This is a genomic window from Paenibacillus sp. 1182 (assembly GCF_017833915.1).
GTDB lineage: Bacteria > Bacillota > Bacilli > Paenibacillales > Paenibacillaceae > Paenibacillus > Paenibacillus polymyxa_D.
Window position 1 is genome coordinate 115,052 of sequence record NZ_JAFICR010000007.1, and the last position, 19,814, is coordinate 134,865.

20 protein-coding genes, 6 tRNA genes and 1 riboswitch are annotated in these 19,814 nt (G+C 46.1%); of the genes, 7 read left to right on the forward strand and 19 right to left on the reverse strand.

The features are described from left to right. Positions 1 to 27 precede the first annotated feature (27 nt). The 3 genes from kdpA to JOD82_RS15590 all read right to left on the reverse strand — a co-directional run bounded on the left by kdpA (position 28) and on the right by JOD82_RS15590 (position 2,510). Positions 28 to 1,704, reverse strand: coding sequence for a potassium-transporting ATPase subunit KdpA (kdpA, locus tag JOD82_RS15580; protein ID WP_029516351.1), 1,677 nt, complete (start codon positions 1,702 to 1,704; stop codon positions 28 to 30). 149 nt (positions 1,705 to 1,853) lie between these two features. Then, positions 1,854 to 1,931 carry a potassium-transporting ATPase subunit F gene (locus tag JOD82_RS29780; RefSeq protein WP_071559652.1) on the reverse strand — a complete coding sequence of 26 codons (78 nt, stop codon included), beginning with the start codon at positions 1,929 to 1,931 and terminating at the stop codon, positions 1,854 to 1,856. Positions 1,932 to 2,114: 183 nt separating this feature from the next. Beyond that, positions 2,115 to 2,510 carry a hypothetical protein gene (locus tag JOD82_RS15590; RefSeq protein WP_023987603.1) on the reverse strand — a complete coding sequence of 132 codons (396 nt, stop codon included), beginning with the start codon at positions 2,508 to 2,510 and terminating at the stop codon, positions 2,115 to 2,117. A gap of 115 nt (positions 2,511 to 2,625) precedes the next feature. Further along, positions 2,626 to 2,798, reverse strand: a riboswitch (cyclic di-AMP (ydaO/yuaA leader). Between the two features lie 466 nt (positions 2,799 to 3,264). Here JOD82_RS15590 and JOD82_RS15595 point away from each other — a divergent pair. Continuing rightward, positions 3,265 to 3,750, forward strand: a complete 486-nt coding sequence (locus JOD82_RS15595) for a glutathione peroxidase (RefSeq protein WP_069012206.1) — start codon at positions 3,265 to 3,267, stop codon at positions 3,748 to 3,750. 144 nt (positions 3,751 to 3,894) lie between these two features. Here the strand turns inward: JOD82_RS15595 and JOD82_RS15600 are convergent. After that, positions 3,895 to 3,977, reverse strand: a tRNA-Leu gene (locus JOD82_RS15600). Between the two features lie 342 nt (positions 3,978 to 4,319). Between JOD82_RS15600 and JOD82_RS15605 the strand changes: the two genes are divergently transcribed. After that, entirely contained in the window at positions 4,320 to 4,541 is a 222-nt protein-coding gene (locus JOD82_RS15605; protein WP_029516349.1) for a hypothetical protein, read from the forward strand. Between the two features lie 125 nt (positions 4,542 to 4,666). Here the strand turns inward: JOD82_RS15605 and JOD82_RS15610 are convergent, their stop codons facing one another. From JOD82_RS15610 to JOD82_RS15635, 6 genes are all read right to left on the reverse strand, one after another. Continuing rightward, complete coding sequence (locus tag JOD82_RS15610; RefSeq protein ID WP_013309253.1) at positions 4,667 to 5,050, reverse strand: helix-turn-helix domain-containing protein; 384 nt, start codon at positions 5,048 to 5,050, stop codon at positions 4,667 to 4,669. Positions 5,051 to 5,143: 93 nt separating this feature from the next. After that, the gene (locus JOD82_RS15615; RefSeq protein ID WP_069012207.1) at positions 5,144 to 5,518 is read right to left on the reverse strand and encodes a helix-turn-helix domain-containing protein; all 375 of its coding nucleotides are present in this window, start codon (positions 5,516 to 5,518) and stop codon (positions 5,144 to 5,146) included. Between the two features lie 185 nt (positions 5,519 to 5,703). Then, on the reverse strand, positions 5,704 to 6,159 hold the full coding sequence (locus JOD82_RS15620; protein ID WP_023987598.1) for a MarR family winged helix-turn-helix transcriptional regulator: 456 nt from the start codon (positions 6,157 to 6,159) through the stop codon (positions 5,704 to 5,706). Positions 6,160 to 6,322: 163 nt separating this feature from the next. Then, positions 6,323 to 6,405, reverse strand: a tRNA-Leu gene (locus JOD82_RS15625). Between the two features lie 15 nt (positions 6,406 to 6,420). Then, positions 6,421 to 6,496: transfer RNA gene (locus tag JOD82_RS15630), tRNA-Lys, on the reverse strand. An 86-nt stretch (positions 6,497 to 6,582) separates the two neighbouring features. Continuing rightward, positions 6,583 to 6,654, reverse strand: a tRNA-Glu gene (locus JOD82_RS15635). A gap of 245 nt (positions 6,655 to 6,899) precedes the next feature. On the opposite strand from JOD82_RS15635, the gene JOD82_RS15640 reads away from it, so the two are divergent. Further along, on the forward strand, positions 6,900 to 7,661 hold the full coding sequence (locus JOD82_RS15640; RefSeq protein WP_029516347.1) for a DeoR/GlpR family DNA-binding transcription regulator: 762 nt from the start codon (positions 6,900 to 6,902) through the stop codon (positions 7,659 to 7,661). Positions 7,662 to 7,730: 69 nt separating this feature from the next. Beyond that, positions 7,731 to 8,606 carry a Cof-type HAD-IIB family hydrolase gene (locus JOD82_RS15645; protein WP_029516346.1) on the forward strand — a complete coding sequence of 292 codons (876 nt, stop codon included), beginning with the start codon at positions 7,731 to 7,733 and terminating at the stop codon, positions 8,604 to 8,606. Positions 8,607 to 8,785: 179 nt separating this feature from the next. Here JOD82_RS15645 and JOD82_RS15650 read toward each other — a convergent pair. The 3 genes from JOD82_RS15650 to JOD82_RS15660 all read right to left on the reverse strand — a co-directional run bounded on the left by JOD82_RS15650 (position 8,786) and on the right by JOD82_RS15660 (position 9,520). Continuing rightward, a tRNA-Ser gene (locus JOD82_RS15650) sits at positions 8,786 to 8,874 on the reverse strand. Position 8,875: 1 nt separating this feature from the next. Further along, positions 8,876 to 8,951, reverse strand: a tRNA-Asn gene (locus JOD82_RS15655). A gap of 44 nt (positions 8,952 to 8,995) precedes the next feature. Next, complete coding sequence (locus tag JOD82_RS15660) at positions 8,996 to 9,520, reverse strand: SprT family protein (RefSeq protein ID WP_069011132.1); 525 nt, start codon at positions 9,518 to 9,520, stop codon at positions 8,996 to 8,998. Between the two features lie 144 nt (positions 9,521 to 9,664). Between JOD82_RS15660 and cmpA the strand changes: the two genes are divergently transcribed. After that, positions 9,665 to 9,799 carry a cortex morphogenetic protein CmpA gene (gene cmpA / locus JOD82_RS15665; RefSeq protein WP_007429337.1) on the forward strand — a complete coding sequence of 45 codons (135 nt, stop codon included), beginning with the start codon at positions 9,665 to 9,667 and terminating at the stop codon, positions 9,797 to 9,799. A 104-nt stretch (positions 9,800 to 9,903) separates the two neighbouring features. On the opposite strand, the gene JOD82_RS15670 is transcribed toward cmpA, so the two are convergent. The 6 genes from JOD82_RS15670 to JOD82_RS15695 form a co-directional block, all read right to left on the reverse strand. After that, on the reverse strand, positions 9,904 to 12,126 hold the full coding sequence (locus JOD82_RS15670) for a Tex family protein (RefSeq protein ID WP_029516344.1): 2,223 nt from the start codon (positions 12,124 to 12,126) through the stop codon (positions 9,904 to 9,906). Positions 12,127 to 12,305: 179 nt separating this feature from the next. Further along, entirely contained in the window at positions 12,306 to 12,656 is a 351-nt protein-coding gene (locus JOD82_RS15675) for a type II toxin-antitoxin system PemK/MazF family toxin (protein ID WP_007429335.1), read from the reverse strand. A gap of 6 nt (positions 12,657 to 12,662) precedes the next feature. Beyond that, positions 12,663 to 12,944: a CopG family ribbon-helix-helix protein gene (locus JOD82_RS15680; protein ID WP_007429334.1), complete on the reverse strand. Its 282-nt coding sequence runs from the start codon at positions 12,942 to 12,944 to the stop codon at positions 12,663 to 12,665. Positions 12,945 to 13,235: 291 nt separating this feature from the next. Then, on the reverse strand, positions 13,236 to 14,432 hold the full coding sequence (alr, locus tag JOD82_RS15685; protein ID WP_069011131.1) for an alanine racemase: 1,197 nt from the start codon (positions 14,430 to 14,432) through the stop codon (positions 13,236 to 13,238). Positions 14,433 to 14,701: 269 nt separating this feature from the next. Beyond that, a complete protein-coding gene (locus JOD82_RS15690) occupies positions 14,702 to 15,988 on the reverse strand; it encodes an outer membrane lipoprotein-sorting protein (protein ID WP_209949622.1) in 1,287 nt (428 codons plus the stop codon). A gap of 110 nt (positions 15,989 to 16,098) precedes the next feature. Beyond that, positions 16,099 to 16,731, reverse strand: coding sequence for a LysE family translocator (locus JOD82_RS15695; protein ID WP_039269618.1), 633 nt, complete (start codon positions 16,729 to 16,731; stop codon positions 16,099 to 16,101). A 234-nt stretch (positions 16,732 to 16,965) separates the two neighbouring features. Between JOD82_RS15695 and JOD82_RS15700 the strand changes: the two genes are divergently transcribed. Both JOD82_RS15700 and JOD82_RS15705 read left to right on the forward strand, forming a co-directional pair. Further along, entirely contained in the window at positions 16,966 to 17,958 is a 993-nt protein-coding gene (locus tag JOD82_RS15700; RefSeq protein ID WP_209949623.1) for an ABC transporter substrate-binding protein, read from the forward strand. A gap of 108 nt (positions 17,959 to 18,066) precedes the next feature. Beyond that, positions 18,067 to 19,797 carry an ABC transporter substrate-binding protein gene (locus JOD82_RS15705; protein WP_209949624.1) on the forward strand — a complete coding sequence of 577 codons (1,731 nt, stop codon included), beginning with the start codon at positions 18,067 to 18,069 and terminating at the stop codon, positions 19,795 to 19,797. Positions 19,798 to 19,814 lie beyond the last annotated feature (17 nt).

The window sequence follows — 19,814 nt, forward strand, 5'->3', positions numbered from 1 at the left end:
CCCGTTCATCCATTCTCATTTTCTTCTTCACATGGTCAAAAATTCAGCAACAGGTCCCAATACGATGACAGGTAAAAAGGTCAACGCACCAATCAGCAGCACGACCCCGATCAGAATGGCTCCAAATAACTTGTTGTCCGTGCGCAGTGTCCCCGTCGTCACCGGAGTCGGCGCTTTGGCATTCAACGAAGCCGCCACAGCCAACAATGCAATCATAGATACATATCGCCCGAAGAACATAACCATCCCCGTTGTTACATTCCAGAATACGTTGTTATCTGAAAGACCTTCAAACCCCGAACCATTATTTGCGGCAGATGACGCATATTCATAGAGCACCTGAGTCAACCCGTGATAGCCAGGGTTAGTGACCGCATCATATCCCCAATGACTCATAAACGCAAGCGCAGTTGGGGCGAGAATGAGAAACGGATGTACCAAAATGGCAATGGCGATCAGCTTCATTTCCTTGCCTTCAATTTTCCTTCCCATAAATTCCGGAGTTCTCCCGACCATCAGTCCGCATATAAACACACCCAGAATCGCATACATCAGCATATTCATCAGCCCGACACCCTTGCCGCCAAAAATGACGTTTAGCATCATTTCTCCCAAAGCAGCCATGCCACCTAGCGGGGTTAGTGTATCATGCATATTATTGACCGAACCTGTCGTTGCCGCTGTTGTGACCGCAGTGAATAAAGCCGATTGTCCAATACCGAAACGAACCTCTTTCCCTTCCATGCTTCCCTGAGAAGCATCCACACCCAGTGTCTGGATTAACGGATTACCTGTCTTCTCAGACACATACGTAATGGATAGAAAAATTAGAAACAATACCATCATGGAGCTAAAAATAATCCAGCCCTGCTTACGATTACGGGCAAACAATCCAAAGGTATACGGCAACGAAGCCGGCATTACCCACATTGCCAAAATTTCCAGCACGTTCGTCCAAGGACTTGGATTTTCAAAAGGATGCGCAGAGTTAGCTCCCGCATAACCGCCCCCGTTCGTCCCCAAATGCTTGATGGACTCCAGAGAAGCAATGGGTCCCATAGAAATTTGCTGTTGTGTTCCGCTCAGCGTCGTAAGATCCGCCGTAGGCTGTAGCGTCTGTGGTATCTTCAATCCCACCAGCACCAGCGTAAGCACAAAGGCCAGTGGCAGGAAAATCCTTATAATAGCTTTAATAAAATCTTGAAAGAAATTGCCCATCCCTTCACCGCGCCGCGTCAATCCTCTCATAAAAGCCGCAGCAACCGAAAAACCGGAAGCAGCCGAAGTGAACATCATCATCGTGACGAACGCCATCTGTGTCAGATACGTAAGCCCGCTTTCTCCGCTATAATGTTGGAGATTCGTATTCGTCATAAAGCTGATTACCGTATTAAAAGCTAGTGATGCTTCCATATTACTGTTTCCAGCCGGATTACCGGGAAGCATTCCCTGTAAACGCAACAGCAAGTAGCTGATTGCCACAAGCACGACGTTCGTAGCAATGAAACTCATAACATACGTAGTCCAACGCATGCTCTCCACTTTCTTCAAGCCTACTACCTTATAAATCAGCTTTTCTGTTCTGCCAAAAATCCGATCCGTTCGATTCGGTTCATTCGAGAATACATGATACATATATGTACCCATTGGCTTTACCAAGAGCAGCAATATAACGATCACAATTCCAATTTGAAGCAGCTCCATCCTCTATTCCTCCTTCAAAATGCTCCTGCGTTTGGAACAACAGACCCGATTAGACCATCTATGAAGTGCACACGTTTGCGAAAACCTGCTACCAATGATGCTTTAATGCTCAGATCTGTTGTTCCCGCCCGCTCTATCCCTACAAGTGACTAGAACTTTTCAGGGTTCAGGAGTGCGTAGATTAAATACATAAACACAATAGCCGTAAGCCCGAGTATAACGATCATCCTCTTCGTCCTCCTTTAGAGGTCTGCGCATCACACCAGCGTACAAACAGCAGTATCACTCCATAACTCACAGCCATGACGAGCAGCATGTATATATCCATCATGTTTATACCCTCCGTATCGATCCTCAGATCGCCATTCTTATTCCATCATAAAATCATAAAACAACTATGTCATAAGTGCTTATCCGTTCAGCAGAAAACCCACCTCTCCGTTCAATGTGTAGATCACATGGTCCGCTCCCAATCCCCGATAAATTCCTTGTGGATTACAGCCGTGTGTAATAACATAGATCGATTCCGATGTTAGTGGTCGACATATTTGCAGGAAACGGCAAGTCAGATTCAAGCTGTTCTCGAACAAATACACACTACCAATTTCTTTTTTTGGAAAATTCCATTTTCCCGCTTGCATGGTATTGATGCGGACAATGTGCTCCACACCCATTTTTTTGAGCTGTCGTTCCTCCTGGGCGCTATTCGTGAGAACTGCAAACGCCAATTTTTTGAAAATAAGCAATTTCACAAAACTTCTGCCCGCTTCATTCGGTGCAGTGACAATAATTAACCGACCTTCCATCAGTAGCTCCTCTCCCGGTATAAAAAGACAACAAAAAGAAGCCGAAGGAAAAAGGCTTTCCTCCGGCTTCTGACATATCCATGATAAAATAAACCATGGCTGCACACGGCGGTTTGTTGCCTCTCCCTGTACGCTTACGAGGTTAGCTGTCGGATTCGGACGTGAGAGTCGCCCTATTTCTGGCACTTGACCGGAAAATTCACCCCATGAGACACACGGCTTCCGAAGCCGTACAGTCTCGATTGGTTCCCCCGCTTTTGCAACTGCAAAATTCAGCGCTATAGACATTTCGTTGTTGCTTCATTCAAGTTAATTTGAAATTACGTCTTGAATCATACACCCGCGCATGGAAGACTGTAAAGCTCAACTGCAGGGTTATAAATCGGGCTTTAGAGCATAGAAGATTAATAATAACGCTTACAATGCAACTATGCTTCTCACATCTCCTTTAATCTCTGTTTTTCATCCCTTTTTGAAAATGACAAGCATGTCAATATTGGCGTAGGGTAAAGCGTTATTGGCCTTTTTTTGTAAAAAGAGAAGAAAATACGCTATATGTACCAGCTAAACACCGATTTAACCCGCTTTTATAAGAAGAAACAACTTAATTCGCTCCATTTGCGGTGCGATTTACTGTTTTGAGCAAAATACGATTTTACAGCGCCTGAAGGCTTTATACAGCTTTTCCAGGCTTGCAACCCTTCTTTAAATTGTCTAAAATTTAATTGCTGAATATTGAATGAGGAGAGATGCTATGACCGTTTATGAATATGATGCGCAAACCCTGCAAGGGAAACAAATTCCGTTATCCACATTTGAAGGGAACGTTCTGCTTATCGTGAACACTGCCAGCAAATGTGGGTTAACCCCCCAATACAAAGCGCTACAAGAGCTATATGACCAGTATCATGAACAGGGGCTCGAAATTTTGGGATTTCCCAGCAACCAGTTTGCCAAACAAGAGCCAGGTTCCAGTGAGGAGATCTCCGAGTTTTGCCAGATCAATTATGGTGTCACCTTTCCGATGTTCGCCAAGACAGATGTCAATGGCGATCAAGCACACCCCTTATTTCGCTACCTGACCCAAACAGCTCCGGGGGTATTAGGGTCCAAAGCGATCAAATGGAATTTTACTAAATTCTTAATTACAAGAGAAGGTAACGTGTTTAAGCGCTATGCACCGCAAACCACTCCAGATAAACTGGCGGGAGATATAGAGAAGCTTTTGCAGCAAAACTGACATTCTTCATTATCACAGTTAATAAACGACCTGTTGCAACCGTGGCTTCCGTGGCTAAAGAATATAACGAAAATGCTTAACAAAAAAAGCACCCTTTCACGTAAACCGTGTCAGGATGCTTTTTTAACTAGGTCTTGCATATAATGCGGTCGAGAGGACTCGAACCTCCACGGGCGTACGCCCACTACCCCCTCAAGATAGCGTGTCTGCCATTCCACCACGACCGCAAATCATAATGTATTGAGGCAACAGATTTATTATACTCTCTCATCAACTATTTGTAAACAAAAATATTATAATTATTTTAACTTACATATATGAGCGATAATAATACCGTCCTGCATAAAGATAACCGCTTGCTGAACTATGCATTAATGTTGCCCCCTTACGGATTATCAGAACCACCTAGCACTTAACTAAGTAATTAATTTGACGAAATAACGTATTTACGATTGTAAAAACACGTATAAAAGTGTATCATAGTTTCAGATGGTTAATTCTAACATGTTTACTGATGATTATTATAACACACCAATTATTCCGTAAGAATCCGTAAGGGGCGATTTCTTTTGAACAACAAAATGCCTGTCACCTCCTTCGGGTGGGCCATCAAACAACGGCTTGTCGAACTTCGACTGGATCAGAAAACATTTTGTGAGACACACAATATTCCGCCTTCACGCTTGTCCAATCTGATTCACGGCACCCGCAAAGCACAAAGGTACAGAAAACAAGTTGCTGCAATTCTGAACATCGACGATAACGATTATAAGGAGGCATCGCCACTCTAAATCCAACAAGCATTCCAGTTACATACAGGTCATTCCATATCACCAAGAAACCAAATAAACCCGTAAAGCGAACCCCTCCAGTTCGTTTACGGGTTTTCAACCCAGACAATCTTTAGCCAAAAAAATCATTCCGGCTTTGTTTTATCCTTCTCACTTTTTTGCTTACGATATTTCGCAAATTCAACATATTCTAAAATAAAATTCTGTTCTTCCGTCTCAAGATCTTCTGCCTGGCAATTCAGTGGCCCCATCACTCCAAAAAAATAAGCAGCCTTCTGCTCCTGAAGTACGCCTTCTCCCGGCTTAATCCCTTTCATTAACCAATCGAGCGATACATTAAAAAAGTCCGAAATCTGAATTAAATGAGTGGTACCCGGCGTTGTTTTCCCCCTTCTCCAATCACCGAGATTCCCTGAACTGATTTTAAGCTTTTCACAAAATGCCTTCTTGGTCATTCCCCGATCTTTAATCAAAGCTTCAATCCGTTGATAAATAGTTTGATCTCCCAAAATGTTTCCCCTCCGAAACAGTAACTTTTTCTGAAATAATTTTCATTTTTCAGCCTTACTCATTAGTAATCCCCATTAAATCCTAAGCAACCATTACCCTATAGTAGAATTGCGCTGGTTTTTCTCTTTACGAAAGCGGGTAAATTCAATATACTCAAGTATAAAATTTCTTTCCGCCTCACTAAGCGGTTCCCCCTGGCAATTCAGTTGCCCTGAAGCGTCAAAAAAATAAGGGTCTTGCGACTCCTTTAGCACCTCACCCTGTATATCTCGACCCAGCATAATCCAGTCCAGACTCGCATCAAAAAAAGAAGCGATTTCAATGAGTTTATTCGTGCCCGGCGTCGTTTTTCCTCTTTTCCAATCCCCGAAGTTCCCTGTACTAATGCCTAACTGCTGGCAGAACGCCTTTTTCGTCATTCCCCGTTCCTTGATGAGTTCCTCGATGCGATGGTAAATAGATTGCATAGAAGTTCCTTCCTCCCTAGCAGGCTCTCAAATAACGATATCATGTTCTCTGTTCCCATTTCAAAGATCACGTATGCTAAAATTACCGAATTATGTATGTTGGTTTCCATTATACCACAACACGCAACAAAAACCGCCTGTTTTCCGAAGAAAGGGCGGTCTTTAAGCCAGTCCACTTACGCCAATCACGTAGCAGAGTTGTCGATTTTAAGTAAAATATGCTTCAATTCATTCAAAGTTTCACTCAGATGCAATAAATCTTCTTCTGGCAGATACACCAGTCTTTCTTGAATTTTATTGGAGAAGGTATGAAATACCTGTTCACAAAAAGCATCGCCTTCCTGTGTAATCGCCACATTCACGACTCTGCGATCCGAATCACACGACTGGCGGTCAGCCAACCCATGCTCCACCAGTTTGTCCAGAAGAGGAGTCATGTTCGGACGTGAGACATTGAGCTGTTTGGATAAATCAGATACCGTAGACGAACGTACTTCACGCAGGAGCATTAGCACCTGAAAGTTATTAGGCGACAAGTGTAATGGGAAATCGAGCGGACCGTAGGTGAAAAATTTCTTCTTCACAATCGGAAACAAGCCCAAAATATTTTCTGATATATTTCCTAACAGTTGAGTGTCCATATTTTTCACCGTCACTTCATAAGTTTATACTTATCATTCTATAACATTATGGCGTTATATTATACTATGGAATCATTATTTCATCATAATCATTACTTTATTACATCATTACACAAATAAAAAAAGCCTCTACCGCGAGAGACTTTTCCGTTCATTCCATTGATGCGGTCGAGAGGACTCGAACCTCCACGAGCGTACGCTCACTACCCCCTCAAGATAGCGTGTCTGCCATTCCACCACGACCGCATAACAAAATATAAATGGTGAGCCATGAAGGACTCGAACCTTCGACACCCTGATTAAAAGTCAGGTGCTCTACCAACTGAGCTAATGGCTCATGCTGTTCATCCAAGCTGTCCGCCATTAGACCAGACCTCAGGAATTTCCCTTAAGCATGCAACATGTAGTCTATAAAGACAACAATGACCCGTAGGGGATTCGAACCCCTGTTACCTCCGTGAAAGGGAGGTGTCTTAACCCCTTGACCAACGGGCCTTATTATTATGCGCCAACTTGGCGACAAGAAAGAGTATATCAAATAGAATAACAAATGGCAATACTTATTTTTGAAATTTTAAAAAAAGCAGTTTTTATCATTACAAAATGCATGTCCACTTACATTAACTTATCTAGAATCATTTAATCCCTGAAAAATCATGATAAATGATTGCAATATCACTTACATTTACTTATAATCACTTACGAGATACCGAAATCATTATATATCAGAGGAGCTTTCTATGTATCAGGAAGAACGAATGTTAAAAATCGTTGATTACTTACAGCTTCACAAGCGTATTTCGGTGGATGATATTTGTGAAATTTTTAATGTTTCACGGGATACGGCCCGTCGAGACCTGGTAAAACTTGAGGAGCATCAAAAAATTATTCGCACCCGCGGCGGCGCCCTTCTCCCTAAACTGCATCACGATCCAATTGGAAATTATAACGAAAGACTGCTTACTGTATCTGAGGAGAAACAAGTGATCGGACAATTGGCTGCCAACATGGTACGAGATAGGGATCGTATTATATTGGATTCCTCTACCACCGTACAGGCGTGTGCAGAAAGACTGAATGTGCAGGAATGTTCGGTTATCACCAATTCAATTAATCAGGCCGACGTACTATCTGGAAAAGACGGTGTCTCCATTCATCTGTTGGGAGGCCGCCTGCAAAAAGAGCACCGGTATGTATATGGCTCGTCCGTAATCGCCACTTTGTCTCACTATTTTGTAGACAAAGCTTTTATCGGGATTGGAGGCATATCATCTCACGGACTAAGCCTGATTCATGAAGAAGACGGTATGCTGAAGCATCAGATGATGAAACAGGCGGATCAGGTGATCATCCTTGCGGACCATTCGAAATTCGGAATTAATTTCCCGTATCGTTTTGCTGATTTATCTGAAGTTAATATCGTGATCACCGATCGCTTGCCAGAACCAGCAATGCTGGAAATTTTGCAACATCATGATATTGAAGTTGTTGTCCCCTCATAAAATATGAGACTGCTTAGCTAGAACTCAAGATTTATCACAGAGATATCGAAAGACAGGAGTTGGAGAGAAATGAAACTGTTTGCGATTGATATGGATGGAACACTGCTGAACGAGGAAGGAAAAATAAGCAAAGTGAACGCGGAGGCTATACGCCAAGCACAAAAGCAAGGCGTTCAGGTGACAATTGCCACTGGTAGAGCCGCTTATGACGCCTGGACAAAGCTAGAGGAAGCAGAACTTATAACTCCCGTCATTGGAGCAAACGGGGCAACCGTACACGATGTGCATCGTCGTCAGTTAACCTCTACTCCTATGGGCCGCAGTGAAACGTTTGAAGTGCTGAGCTGGCTGCACGATAACGACTTTTACTATGAGGTCATGACAGACCGCGCTATTTATTCTCCACAAAACGGACATCAGCTACTTGCTGTTGAAATGGATCGATTGCTGAGCGCCAACCCGGATATTTCGCTAGATACATTATTACACGCAGCCGAAAAACAATATGAACAGACCGGGCATACCCGCATCGCTTCATATGAGGACATTCCACTGGATGTGGAGATTTATAACGTGCTTTGTTTCTCCTTTGATCAAGCCAAATTGGATCGGGGCCGTGAGCGTTACCAAAGTTTTCAGGGCCTAAACATGGTCATCTCTTCAGACCGTAACTTTGAAGTCGAGCATAAGGACGCGTCTAAAGGTAATGCATTGCGTTATCTGGCGAATCATCTGAGCATTCCCATGCAGGAAGCTGTAGCGATTGGGGACAGTTACAACGATATCTCCATGCTGACAATGGCAGGAAGAGGCATTGCCATGGGCAATGCAAAAGACGACATTAAGGCCGTCTGCTCCGAAGTGACTCTGACTAATACGGAAGATGGCGTCGCTCATGCTCTGTTGAACATACTTAAGACAGTTGAGGCTGACACTGTGAAATAGAAGTCATTGGCTGCTTACAAGACAGGTTGACGTCGCTTCATGGCGTACGCAGCACGTTCGTCTCTCCATTTAAACGAATTTCAGTCCACCGTTATTTTCAAAGCAGATCTAGACAAAAAGGACGCTTGCAAGCATCATTACAATGCATACGAGCGTCCTTTTTCTACTTAAAATACCAACGGAGAGAGAGGGATTCGAACCCTCGCACCGCTTTCGCAGCCTAACCCCTTAGCAGAGGGTCCCCTTATAGCCACTTGGGTACCTCTCCATGGCTCCCCGAACAGGACTCGAACCTGTGACAACTCGATTAACAGTCGAGTGCTCTACCAACTGAGCTATCAGGGAACATTACTGTAAATTATCTTACAGTATGGTTAATTTACCATGATTCAGGGGGTGCCGTCAAGTGCCAACAGGCGAAGCTTACCTCCACATTTCCCACAGCGATATCGCTGTGTATTCATCTTACGCTTGCGCATATACTCCTGTTTACAGGAAACGCATACTAGCTTGTAACGATAAGGCTGAGGCTTACGTTCCGTTCTTCCCGGCAGAGTCTGACAATGCCTGCTTCCTCCTACACGGGCCAACCATGCTTTGAAGTCAGCATCTCGATGCTGATAGCCCATCCCGCGCAAATGTAAATGATAATGGCACAGCTCATGCTTAATAATTTTCTCCACCTCAGAACGTCCGTAAGCTGCGAGTTGATGTGGATTAATTTCAATATGATGACTTTTCATAAAATACCTACCGCCTGTGGAAGACAGACGTGCATTAAAGGTGGCTTGATGTCGAAACGGCACACCGAAGCTCTCCAGCGAAATGCGCTCTACCCATTCTTGAAGCTCTTCATTACTCATAGAATGGCTCATTGAATGGTTCATTGAATTGTTCAGGGACTTGGACTCCATCCTTACGGTCTCTCCTCCTTCGCTCCTTACTGACAAGCATATTATAAAATAACGACCGAAGTCTAACCCCCAATTCATAAGCACACTTTAGGTACCCACCCCATATGCTAAGCATACAGATGTAACGCAGAGGAGGAGATCGGCTTGCCTCAATGGCTCAGCAATCAGCTCATGCGGGCCTTTTACAAAAAGGACCGGCGCCAAATTAAACTGTTGAACGATTGTTGGTTTTTTTATCATAAAGCACCTGGCGTGGAGTTCGATGCCAACAACGGGTAAAAGCTAAATGCATCCAAAATGAAAGCCGGAATCTCCGATGCAGTTCGGAGATTCCGGCTTTTGTTAACCCTTCACAAGAAGGTTGCACAGTTTTATTTAAAGTATTATGCCTGCGATTGCGCCTCTGCAGGAGGTTTCATCGTCAGACCAACCCTGCCTTTTTTCAAATCAACATTTAACACCCACACCGTTACGTTATCACCGACAGATACGACATCCATCGGATGCTTTACGAAGCCACTGCGCAGCTGTGAAATATGAACCAACCCGTCACTTTTAATACCGATATCGACAAACGCGCCAAAATCAATGACATTGCGGACGGTTCCCTGAAGCTCCATACCCGGTGCCAGATCCTCGATCTTCAGCACATCCTTGCGGAATACCGGCAACGGCAGCTCGTCACGCGGGTCACGGCCCGGACGCTGGAGACTGTCCAGAATATCCTTCAGTGTCGGCACGCCGACTTCCAGCTTCGCAGCCAATTCGTCAATGTTGGACACGTTCAGTGCTTCCGTTGCAGCCTTGGTGCCCAGATCGTGGGCATTGATGGCCAGTTCCGCCAACAGGCGGTCTACGACAGCATAGGATTCAGGGTGAATCGGTGTGCGATCCAGCGGATTTTCTCCACCCGGTATACGGATAAAGCCAACAGATTGCTCGTAGGTTTTTGCACCAAGACGCGGCACCTTCTGCAACTGACGACGGTTGCTGAATTTACCGTTTTCCTCGCGGTACTTAACGATGTTTTTGGCAATCGTCGCATTGATCCCTGCTACATAGGATAACAGCGCAGAGGAAGCCGTGTTCACATCTACACCGACATGGTTAACGGCTGATTCGACAACGTCCTTTAAGCTTTCATCCAGATGTTTCTGCGACACATCATGCTGGTATTGGCCTACACCAATAGCCTTCGGCTCAATCTTGACCAACTCAGCCAGCGGGTCCTGCACACGACGTGCGATGGAAGCCGCACTGCGCTCGGCCACGTCCAAATCGGGAAATTCCTCCTGTGCCAGCTTGGAGGCAGAGTATACGCTTGCGCCCGCCTCATTGACGATCAGATACGCTAGACTGCTGTCACCAATGTCCGCGATGACTTCCGCTACGAATTGCTCTGTCTCGCGCGAAGCGGTTCCGTTACCAATGACAATCAATTCGATCCCGTATTGGGCAATCAGCTGCTTGAACTTTTCAGCAGCCTCGCGCTTCTTGTTGTTCGGTGGTGTCGGATACGTCACAGCCACTTCGAGCAGCTTGCCGGTGTCATCGACAACCGCCAGCTTGCAGCCTGTCCGATAGGCCGGATCGACACCGAGCACACGTCGGCCCTTGATCGGAGCCTGTAGCAACAGGCTGCGCAAGTTGCCTGCAAAAATGGAGATCGCCTGCTGCTCGCCCTTCTCCGTCATTTCAGCGCGCACTTCACGCTCGATAGACGGCGCGATAAGTCTTTTATACGCATCCTCAATGACACTGCGCAGCAGATCTTGCACGACAGACGATCCTTTAATCACTTGGCCTGCCATGTAATTGTAAATAGAATCTGGCACTACCTCCAGACCAACCTTAAGAATGCCTTCCCGCTCCCCGCGATTAATCGCCAGAATACGGTGAGGTGGCATTTTCTTAGCGAGTTCACGATAGCTGTAGTAGTTCTCATACACGGATTCTTGCTCTGCGTCCTTCGCTTCGGAGGTCAGCATACCATGGTCCAGCGTATATCGGCGTACCCATTGGCGAATAGCCGCATCATCCGCTATATTTTCAGCTAAAATGTCCAAGGCTCCTTGGATGGCCGCCTCAGCGCTGTCCACTCCCAGTTCCGCATTTACATAAGACTCGGCTTCTTTCAGAGCATCGCCCTGCTTCGGCTGGCTCCAGATCCAGATGGACAGCGGCTCCAGTCCCCGTTCCTTTGCTACACTGGCGCGGGTTTTGCGCTTTTGCCGATACGGACGGTACAGATCCTCCACTTCCTGAAGTTTAACCGCAGAGGTGATAGCCGCCTGCAGGTCTTCCGTCAGCTTGCCCTGCTCATCAATAATGCGGATGACCTCTACCTTACGATCCTCCAGATTACGCAAATACACTACACGATCTTCAATTTCACGTAGCTGATTTTCATCCAGCTCTCCTGTCATTTCCTTACGATAACGCGCGATAAAAGGAATTGTATTCCCTTCATCCAACAAACTGATCGTTGTCCGAATTTGCTTGAGTGCCAGCGACAGCTCTCTCGCCACTTGTTTGACAATCCGCTCTTGGCGTTCTGCTTCGTTCGGCTCCTGCCGGATTTCCGTCTTCGTTTCCTCGTTAGACAAACCTATCCCTTCTTCCTCACAACTCTTGTCATACAGCTTGTCTTTCATTATCACAAAAAATGATTCAAAGCGCCAGCAGGTGCCGTTAGAGCAAGCCCTACCTGCATTTTTCATCAGACACGCAAAAGGACAGCGCCCAAGCGCTGCCCTTTTCCCGTTTCACTCGTCGTTCCATCACGCTAAAAATCAATCAAACCGAGACTGATTTGTAGCGAATCGCTCACTTTGCGCATAGTTTCTTCATCTAAGTGGGTGATTTTGTCGGTAAGCCTTTGCTTGTCGATCGTCCGAATTTGCTCCAGAAGAACAACAGAATCACGATCAAAGCCATGCGTCGCCGCGTCGATTTCCACGTGTGTAGGCAGCTTTGCCTTCTGAATCTGAGCGGTGATAGCTGCCACGATCACGGTAGGACTAAACCGGTTGCCGATATCATTTTGAATGATCAGCACAGGTCTGACGCCACCTTGCTCGGAACCGACTACGGGTGAAAGGTCTGCAAAAAAAACGTCGCCGCGCTTTACGATCAATATGGATTACACCCCGCTAACTGTACGGCCCAAGGTGCTGTTTGCATCTTCCTCCGCGTGAAAGGCTTCGGATGCCATGGTCAAGTTAATTTTAGCCATTTCCATGTATCCACGCTGCATAGCTTCACGAATGTAACGTTTTTTACGTTCGCCTACATACAGCTTCATGGCCTGCCTGATAAATTCACTGCGGTTGGAATTTTCCATAGCTACGATCCCGTCCACTTCCTGCAAGAGATGATCTGGCAAACTGATCATTATTCTTTTGGTGTTCTGCAAATTGGCCAACTTCTCTTCCACCCCCAAAACCTTGTCGCCATTGTACCATTATAACGTTATTCCCGGTAATTTATTCAAACGGAATACAAGAATGTATATGATATTCGTATATCATCTATGCTGCATTCCATTATAAACTACGCAGTTCGTTTTCGTACAGGCGTTTGATCCCCGAAATACAAGTGTCAGCGGAGCCTGATGCGTCTTTTGACAGTTATAGCGCTCTTTTCTTTCCTTTGTACATATTTCGGGACGTTCTGCGAAAACTCCTGCTTTTATTCGGTAATTTGCGTTATGAAATTAATTCCAGTGGGTTGGAAGAAGCGAGTTCACTCGAATAACAGGAACATGGCCTCGTGTGTATACACGCGGTACCCTGTCTGCGATCATGCAGATCACCTCATAGTGGATCGTACCAAGCTTGGATGCCAGCTCATCCGCTGCGATAGTTTCGCCGGACTGCTGACCGATGAGAACAACCTCTTCGCCGGTTTGGATTTCTTCCGCATCTTTTGCGAAAGATTGTAAGGATACCATACACTGGTCCATGCAAATCGTGCCTAGTACCGGGACGCGGCGACCGCGTATCAATACTTCGATCTTCCCACTCAGCATGCGGGAGTATCCATCCGCATAGCCGATTGGCAGTGTACCGATCCGTTCTTCACTGGTAGTCACATACCGGGTGCCATAGCTAACTCCCCAGCCAGGAGGAAGCGTCTTGGTATAAACTACCGCCGTCTTCAATGACAATACAGGCAGCAGTTCAATCGCTCGCCGGTTAACCTCATCAGACGGATACAGACCGTATATACTGATACCAATCCGCACCATATTGGGGGAAAGAGAAGGGGTATCAATGGTAGCGGCGCTATTGGCCGTATGTATAATGGGAATGGTGATACCTTGTTCCCTTAGCGCTTCCGCCACGCCCCGAAACCGATCATATTGTAGCAGTGTATAGCTTTTGTCTTCTTCATCCGCGCGGGCAAAATGGGTGTACATGCCTTCCAGCAGCACCTGCTCTAATTCGTGAGCCTGCCGGACAAAAGCCATAGCCTCTTCTCCAGGCAGCAAACCCAGTCTTCCCATGCCGCTGTCTATTTTGATGTGCACCTTCAGCTTGCGTTCATTTCCTTGGCAGTCCAGTCTGCGGATACCCTCCAGCACTTCTTCACTGAACACAGTCAATGAGATATCATGCTCCCAAGCCGTTTGTACAGCTTCCGGTGGGGTATAGCCGAGTACAAGAATCGGTAGCTGAACCCCCGCATGACGAAGCTCCAACGCTTCATCCAGAAAAGCGACGCTCAAATAATCCGCACCAAGGCGTTCCAATTCCTTTGAAATTTCCACGGCACCGTGTCCGTAGGCATTCGCCTTGACACAGACCAGTATCAGCTTATCCGCTGGCAATGCCTTGCGAAAAGCTTCATAGTTGGCGCCAAGGTGATCCAGGTTGATTTCGGCCCGGGTCGATCTGTATTGTGCTTGCAAATCCAGTCACCTTCTTCAATTGTTAGCCTGTAACATAACCTTTTACCATTCGGAGTGTGGCAAAAGTGCTTGCTTCCAAAGGTTAATGGTAATGTTCAAAAACGTGGCTGTCAATGGCAGGGGGGCTTTACCAGCCTCCTCTACCATCTCTACAATAGAGCAGGATATACAAGCGATGCACATCTTAGACTGCGAATGAACAAAAGACGGATACGGGCGGCAGCAGAGCATTTTTACACTCTAGACCGTCTGCATCCGTCTATAAAATTTTATTTACCCGATTGATCCTGTATAGAAGCGGCAATTTGTATCATTTCGCTCACAGGCAGGTCAGCACTGGTGATTCTGAACTCGATTCCGTCATTCATCCAGGTCATCGTCTGCTGTTCGCTTCCGGTCAGCACGGCGAAGCTTCCTCCAATATCAACCAGTTCGCCTGCGGCCAGTGCGACCGCCCGATCTTTTGGACGTGCCTCCACAATGGTATAATTATATGTTCCACTATACCGTAGCATCACGGCATGTGTACCATTATCCTCCAGCTCCGGCGTATCCTTGATCTGTACTCCGGCTGGCGTGTAGGACGGTTCGATCAAGCCGAACTCACCCATCACAGCTTCTGCCGCATCTGTTCCCGCTGACGTTCCGTTTGCAGCATCCGATGTGCCCGGGGTTTGTTGCTGCCTCTCTGCGTTGGCTGCGTTGGCTGCTTTGTCCGGTTTGGACGTATCGTTTGTGGCAGTACCGTCCACCTTGGCTTGCCCTGACGGTTGCTGGACTGCATCCCCTGCGGTCCCCTGCTCTTGTCCGGGTTCGCCAGTCGTCACGCCAGTCGTCCCATCCATCGCACCGGAAGGATCAAGCTGACTGCTGGGATCTACTGCTCCGGAAGATGGCGCCCCTGCGCTACCTGTACTCGTCTTACCTGAAGCCATATTCCGCTCCATATCAAAAGAGTCCTTGTCAAACTTCGTATCAAAAACAAATTGATCGAATTTCAGATCAACAACTACCTTGGCATTCGCATCAGACACCTGTACCTGAGTGGGTGCATAGTCATTTTTGGACAGCCATATCTTTTGTCTCACCAGCGCATGGCTGTTGTAATTCGCTGCCACATCAAACACATAGGATTTATCGTCGGTAGCCAACTGACGGGAGGCATCGCCGATAATGCTGCGAACCAACGTTTCATATAAATATACTTGACCCTGATTGTTTGGCCAGTCGCTTTTGAAACGGAAGCTTTTGTTCAGGCTGGGTGTTAGCACAAATACACCCTCATCATTACGAAGCACAATTTGCGTAACATCCTTTTTCTCGTTCGTCATGGCAATTCGGTAATAGGACGGCTTGCGGTAGGAAATATCCACCTTGTATTCCTGCGGCGTGTCGCCGGTATGCAGCGTCATCAAAGCTGTACCGTGGTAGCTGTTCAGGTCGCTCACCACGTCACTCAAATCTTTAACCACATCGTCCGCGCTCTTCTTGCCGCACCCGGCCAGCAGCAGCGTTACACACATGACCATGGCGAGCATCCATGAAATCCGGCGCATGTCATCAACCCCTTCAGCACATGTTTTAAATGAATTAGTACATGTCTATGAAGGACTTGTTCGATTTATGCAGACTGGCATGACAAGCTTGAACGTATCCTTGCGTAATGCTATAAAATCTTTTGGAGAGTGATCATAAATTCATACAGAAAATAAATCGAAAAACCGATCAAAACCACGCCTGCACCGATCGTAACCCACTTGATAGCGGTTCGATTCATGGCTTTCCGTGTTGTGGCTACGAGGGTCATCAAGCCTAAATCATGGATAAGAATACCAAACAAAATACCTAAGCCAACAATCAAGAATTGACTTGTATTTGACCGATCAAATGAGCTTGCCAGCACAGTTCCAAAAACACTCACCCAGAACACTAAATTTCCTGGTGAAACAGCTACAAGCAGCCCATTTTTATAGGAAGAAAATAATGATTTCGTCTTTTTCTCTCCTTCTAGCGCAATATCATGATCTGCATTTTTAATGCTGTCGTACCCCACGTAGCACAAAAAAAGGGCTCCAACGAACCACATAATCACTTGTACCACAGGTAATGACAAGACTGAGGCCAGACCAAAATACAAGCCAGTAATTAATAACAAATCGATGGTCATCCCCCCAAGGCCCACAATCCAACCATGCATGAATCCATTCTTTAGCCCTTGCTTCGTCATTTCAACCGTAATTGTACCTACAGGTAGTGCTATAGAGAAACCTAGTAAAACATATGTAATAAACAATGCCATTTCAAAACCCCTTTCAAATGTATAAAAATGCTATTCTATACCATAAAAAATGACAAATCAATAAAATTTGAAGAATGAAATGAGCTAAGAACACATGAGACTTATTTTGTACAAAATCGGATTCATTGACCAAGTTTGTCCATTGAGTATTGAGGGTTCAGCGCTTATCATAGCTTTTATGATAATAATTCTCATTTGCAAAATTCTGAATCATTCTATTATACGGAGGTTACTATGACCAACAAGAGCTCGACAATCAACAAAAAATCTACTCGACCATACACTGCTCTCATCTGCCTATTCTTTCTTATGGGGGCATTGCTGCTGGGATGTGGCGCATCTGACAATCAGAGTGCAAACAGCAACACGATAGCATCTACAAAAACATCGGAAGCTGCCACAACTCGTGAATACACAGACTATAAGGGACATACAGTGAATATTCCCACGACTCCTCGGCGCATTGTTTACTTTGGAGAAAACTATGGGGATTTATTGGTTTTAGGCGTACAAGCTGTAGGTACATCAACTTCTATGATTGAAGGCAAGGTTTACGAAAAGCAGGTTCAGAACGTGGCTGATCTGGGGTTCCCGATTAATTTGGAAAAAGCCTTGGAACTACAGCCTGACCTGATCATTACCGCCGATACAGATGAAAAGCAATACGCAGCGTTAACAAAAATTGCACCTACAATTATGTTCGATACCTTTGCTCCGTTAAACGAACGTTTGCTGCATCTCGGAGACATTGTGAACAAGAAAAAGGACGCTGAAGATTGGCTTGCCCAATATAAAATAAAGGAAGCGGAGATGTGGACCAAACTTCACGCAGAAGGTGTTAAGGCGGGGGAAACTGCTTCAGTCTTTACCTACTATCCAGGTGACCGTTTATTCGCAATGGGACGGACAGGACTGTCACAAATACTGTATGAAAAGAATGGTTTCAAACCTACCCCTCCTATCCAGAAAGCACTGGATGAAGACAAAGGATTTGTACAAATATCTCAGGAAGTGATCGGACAATACGCTGGAGATCGGATTTTCATACTAAGAACACCAAGTTCAGAAGCCGAACAATCCACCGAACAGTTAATGAAAAGCAAGCTGTGGCTCCAGCTCCCTGCTGTCAAACAGGGTCGTGTGTACACTCAGGATATTGGCAAAACTGAAAGTGATGCTTCCACTCGAGAATGGCTGCTGAAGGAATTGCCCAAGCTCATCAGATAAAATTGGAGAAGCTTATCGACACTTGTTGATAGGCTTCTTTTTTGTTGAACCTAAAGGAGGTATACTCATATATACATGATAACCATTCTCAATAAAAGGAGCAATACTGTGAACCAGTCTTCGTCGTCCGTATATCCTCCTCCGTTCAGCTCACTGCTTTTTCATTTTAAAGAAATTGCGTTGATTGGTGAGCCTACCGATGAATTATTATCACGTCCCAGTTCATATCACTGTCTTCTTATGTTCATCAGTGGGACAGGGATGGTGGACATTGGCCCAGAGCAGTATCTATTCCATACAGGTCATGGGTATTGGCTAGCTCCAGGTGAATCCTATCAAATCGCTCCCCTGAATGGAACTGTACCTGAATACTACAAAATCACGTTTGAGGTCATCGCTTTGACGTCGGAACCACAAGCGGACATGGCCTTGGCTGAACACGCAGCGCGCATGCCGTCCATATATCATGGAGCTGTCCTGCCGGAACCGCGCGAATACATCGTCTCCTCTTCTTCCTCCAAACTTATTCAGTTGATTGAAGAGTTATTTTATAGTACCCAACAAACGGTACAGCCGCATAACCAAACATCCGTATTACGGCAGCAAATCATGTTTCAAGAGTTGCTCTTGCTGTGGCAGGAAGACCACACCGATATTGATCAAAACAATACCTCTAATCCGGCATTGCCAGCATCGGTAGAAGGCACTCTCTCATATATGGAAAACAACTATGAAAAGCCCATTACCGTCAAGCAGCTTGCCGAGCAGGCGAACGTTTCCATATGGCAATACTCGCAAATGTTTCGTAAAATTACAGGCAAAAAGCCGCTGCATTACCTCACTGAGCTGCGCTTGAATCATGCCAAGCGGCTGCTGCTGGATTGCAAACGGCCTTTACGTGAAATAGCCCGTCAGGTTGGTTTCTCTGACGAATATTATTTTAATCGACGGTTTAGGCAAATGACCGGGATTCCCCCTGGCAAGTACGCACTTTCTGTCTCCGGTTCTGTGCGCGTCAAGGATTGGACGGGCCACCATATTCATATTCCGCGCCGAGCAAGCCGCATCATCTATCATGGAGAAACGATGGGCGATCTATTGGCATTAGGGGCCAAAGCCATCGGCGGAAGTCTGCAACTCAGTGAATACAGCGTCTATAAACATCGTCTTGTGAATGTCGCCGATGTAGGCCTTCCACTGGACACCCGCTTGACCAGTGCTCTTGATCCTGATCTAATTATCATCGCCAATTCGGACGAACAGGAATATAAGCGCATTGCCAGCATCGCCCCCACCGTCACCTTCAACTCCTTCGCCACGCTGGAGGAACGGATGCGTACACTTGGCGCCTGGCTCGGTAAGGAGCGGGAGGCCGAACGCTGGTTGTCTACCTTCAAAGCCCGTAATCTGGCAATGTGGCAGCAGCTCGGTACGCAAATCACAGCCGGAGAAACGGCCTCCGTCTTCATCTTCGATCATGGTGATCGGCTCTTTGTCATGGGTATGTCCGGATTCTCATCGGCCCTCTACCACCCCCAGGGCTTTCAGCCCGTTGAGCCGATCCAAAAGGTGCTCGACGAGGGACACGGCTTCGCGGAAATAGATCCGAACGAATTGCCTGATTACGCCGGGGACCGCATTTTTATGCTTGTCCCGACAGCCCCAGAATCCAAACGTACGCTGGAACGCATGATCAGCAGCCCTCTCTGGCGCAGCCTTCCTGCTGTACGTCAAGGTCGGGTATATTTCGTAGAAGCTGACCGCTGGAACTGGAGCGATGCCATGACCCGGCAAAAACTGCTTACTGCACTGCCCAAACTGCTCGTCACTTCAACCTGATAAGCTGCCATTTTTCT

Bases quoted from the DNA above. Each gene is read 5' to 3' on its own strand.
- kdpA (WP_029516351.1), bottom strand. From the start codon at position 1,704: ATGGAGCTGCTTCAAATTGGAATTGTGATCGTTATATTGCTGCTCTTG.
- JOD82_RS29780 (WP_071559652.1), bottom strand. From the start codon at position 1,931: ATGATCGTTATACTCGGGCTTACGGCTATTGTGTTTATGTATTTAATC.
- JOD82_RS15590 (WP_023987603.1), bottom strand. From the start codon at position 2,510: ATGGAAGGTCGGTTAATTATTGTCACTGCACCGAATGAAGCGGGCAGA.
- JOD82_RS15595 (WP_069012206.1), top strand. From the start codon at position 3,265: ATGACCGTTTATGAATATGATGCGCAAACCCTGCAAGGGAAACAAATT.
- JOD82_RS15615 (WP_069012207.1), bottom strand. From the start codon at position 5,518: ATGCAATCTATTTACCATCGCATCGAGGAACTCATCAAGGAACGGGGA.
- JOD82_RS15620 (WP_023987598.1), bottom strand. From the start codon at position 6,159: ATGGACACTCAACTGTTAGGAAATATATCAGAAAATATTTTGGGCTTG.
- JOD82_RS15640 (WP_029516347.1), top strand. From the start codon at position 6,900: ATGTATCAGGAAGAACGAATGTTAAAAATCGTTGATTACTTACAGCTT.
- JOD82_RS15645 (WP_029516346.1), top strand. From the start codon at position 7,731: ATGAAACTGTTTGCGATTGATATGGATGGAACACTGCTGAACGAGGAA.
- JOD82_RS15660 (WP_069011132.1), bottom strand. From the start codon at position 9,520: ATGGAGTCCAAGTCCCTGAACAATTCAATGAACCATTCAATGAGCCAT.
- JOD82_RS15690 (WP_209949622.1), bottom strand. From the start codon at position 15,988: ATGCGCCGGATTTCATGGATGCTCGCCATGGTCATGTGTGTAACGCTG.
- JOD82_RS15695 (WP_039269618.1), bottom strand. From the start codon at position 16,731: ATGGCATTGTTTATTACATATGTTTTACTAGGTTTCTCTATAGCACTA.
- JOD82_RS15700 (WP_209949623.1), top strand. From the start codon at position 16,966: ATGACCAACAAGAGCTCGACAATCAACAAAAAATCTACTCGACCATAC.